The following is a 2619-nucleotide window of genomic DNA, read 5'->3' on the forward strand; positions in this document are numbered from 1 at the left end:
GAACAGGGGTTCGATTCCCCTTGGGCGTACCAAGTTTTTCGACAAATTTGCAGGATGCCGTCGATTTCGTTTCTGAAGTCGCGGAGCCTCGATACTGTGGCGTCCGGGAAACCCGCTCTGCACAGGTAGCCGCAGCCTTAAAAACTCCCAGTGGCACCAACCAACCCGGCCTTTATTTCATTCGTCTGGCAAATGTTAACGGACGCGAAACCGGAACCTTAACGTCCCCGCAACTCACGGCGAATATTAGTTTTCGCTTTAGTAGCTGTAGGAGGTTGAAATGCAGAAAATAGCTTATCGTTTCGCTTGGGACGAGTCTGGCGCGACCGCGATCGAGTATGGCTTGATCGCAGCTCTCATCGCGCTCGCGATCATCACCGGCGCCGGGGCGGTTGGCAATTCGCTCAACGGGATCTTCACGACCGTCGGCACTACGGTCAACAGCAGCGGCTCGTAAGTCGGTACATCAATTCGGTCGGCTATCGGCCGGATTCGCCGATCTCAGCCTCCAAAGCGCAGCGCGTACGTGCTTCCGATGCCGGGCATCGGAAGTGCGGACGGCGCACTTTCCATCGGTCGGCTTTATCCGTTGCGTCACCGCGTTCGTCGCTTCTGGCGCCGCGGAGCTGTTTGCATTAGCATCACGTCATGGATCCTGGGGTACGGCTCCAGCGGCGCGCAGAACGCCGCGCTGTCCTTAGGGCCAGTTGATCCATGGGGGAGGAAGGCCAATGCAGAAGCTGCAATCGCAGGGCGTCCATCACATCACGCTGGTCGGCGCCGGGCGCCAGACCTCTATCGATTTCTGGGAAGGCGTGCTCGGCATGCCGTTCATCTTCGAACAGCCCAATCTCGACAAGCCGAGGGAAAGCCACCTCTATTTCGATCCCGGCGACGGCCGGCTGATCACTATCTTCACCGACGAGAGCCGGACGCCGGAGAAGCGGCGCACGCCTACCGATCCGGGCTGTGTTCACCACATCGCCTTTTCGGTGTCGCGCGTCACCTTTCTGCAGGCGGTCTCCCGGCTTGACGAGCGCGGCATCAAGCACAGCGGCGTCAAGGATCGCGGTTTCATGGATTCGATCTATTTCGAGGATCCGCTCGGCCTGCTGATCGAGTTGGCGTCCTACCGCTTCGAACCGCCGGCGGGCTTCACCCATGCGGATGTGCTGATGGAAGCGCACAGGCTGCGGGTCGGGCGCGGCGACTACAACATCGCCGAAGTGCATCTCGCCGATGCGATCCAGACGCTCGTAGAGCGTTCCCGTGCCACTCTGTCGGACGATCGGGCGCCGAAGAACCCATACTGAACAGACCAGAGGGAGGAACAAGATGGCCAAGACAGCGACGAAGACTGCCGGGAAATCCGCGGCCAAAGCTGCCGCCAAGCCGGCGGCGAAAGCTGCGGCAACGCCAAAAGCCAAGGCGGCCGCCAAGCCTGCGGTGAAGGCGACGGCAAAAGCCGCGCCCAGGGCCAAGGCCAAGCCGGCCAAGAAGCCGGCGCTGAAGCTCAGCATGCTGAAGCCCAGCGTCAACAACATGACCGTGCGGGTGTTTGCGCGCGCGGCGGGTTTCGACCACGCCGAGACCGATGCCTGGGGCCACACCCGTTCGCCGGAGTTCATGGCGCGAAATCCCGCCCATTTGACACCGATGATCGAGGACAAGGGCCTGCCCAGAGGCGTGCTGTGGGAAAGCTGCGCTATCATGCAGTATCTCGCCAACAAGCACGGGTTGGAGAAATTCTATCCGAAGGCGCCGGCCAAGCGGGCGATGGTCGACAGTGCGATGTTCTACCTGATCGGCACGCTCTACCCCTATGTGGCGCGCGCCACCTATCCGGCGCTCGGCTTCCCGCACTATGCCGGCGAGGTCGGCCACAGCGACGCCCATCCCGACAAGAAGTCCGAAGCCCAGAAGGCGGCGATGGCGGCGATTGCCGAGCCGCTGGAGGTCTTCCACTCGTTCTTCAGGGACGGCAAGCCGTTCATCGGCGGCAAGCATCCGTCGATCGCCGATATCCGGCTGGCGGCGACGCTCGAATTTCTGGCCGTCATCGACTATGCCTTGCCCAAATGGGCGAAGGACTATGTGGCGGCGATTGAGAAGAAGCTCGGCAAGGCCTATAGCGAGCCGGCCGGCGACGTGCGCGGTTATATCGCCCATGTGAAGTCCCAGGCCAAGGCCTGAGCTTAAGGGTTCGTTAACCAAAGCCCTGTCTACTGCAGGCAATTCGCTTTCGGCCCGCGACCACGGATGTACTGGCGCAGAACGTCGCAGCGATAGGAAAGGTCGGCGCAATGCCGGCCTTTTGCTTTTCGCACGCTTTGTTCGACGCAATTCCCAAGGGAAAAGCGTTATGCGCTTTTCCGGGAAAACCGTTTCACACTTAACCGGCATTGCTTTATCGCCAGGCGCGATCGAGCAGCGATCAGACCGCGCAAGCCCAGTCAGGTGTCGCTTTTTCGGCGTCAAGTTTGCCGAGAGATATTGCCATTGCCGACGTTGGCCCTACCATCCATTGAGCGTCCCAGATGGACCGTGGTCAGGCGTGAGGGCTGGCGATGAAAAGCGTTGCGAGACGGATTGCGGTTGCGGGCGTGGTGCTGGCGGGCG

The 2619-nt window shown here is 61.1% G+C and carries 3 protein-coding genes; all 3 read left to right on the top strand.

All coding sequences use genetic code 11. The features are described 5' to 3' along the window. The first annotated feature begins 280 nt into the window (after positions 1-280). The 3 genes from EOA22_RS30340 (at position 281) to EOA22_RS30350 (ending at position 2193) form a co-directional block, all read left to right on the top strand. The gene (locus tag EOA22_RS30340) at positions 281-457 is read left to right on the top strand and encodes a Flp family type IVb pilin (protein WP_063169152.1); all 177 of its coding nucleotides are present in this window, start codon (positions 281-283) and stop codon (positions 455-457) included. A 274-nt stretch (positions 458-731) separates the two neighbouring features. Beyond that, the gene (locus EOA22_RS30345) at positions 732-1313 is read left to right on the top strand and encodes a VOC family protein (RefSeq protein WP_013529260.1); all 582 of its coding nucleotides are present in this window, start codon (positions 732-734) and stop codon (positions 1311-1313) included. 22 nt (positions 1314-1335) lie between these two features. Further along, positions 1336-2193 carry a glutathione S-transferase family protein gene (locus tag EOA22_RS30350; protein ID WP_013529261.1) on the top strand — a complete coding sequence of 286 codons (858 nt, stop codon included), beginning with the start codon at positions 1336-1338 and terminating at the stop codon, positions 2191-2193. The last annotated feature ends 426 nt before the right edge of the window (positions 2194-2619 follow it).

This window comes from Mesorhizobium sp. M7A.F.Ca.US.014.04.1.1, assembly GCF_003998745.1.
GTDB lineage: Bacteria > Pseudomonadota > Alphaproteobacteria > Rhizobiales > Rhizobiaceae > Mesorhizobium > Mesorhizobium ciceri.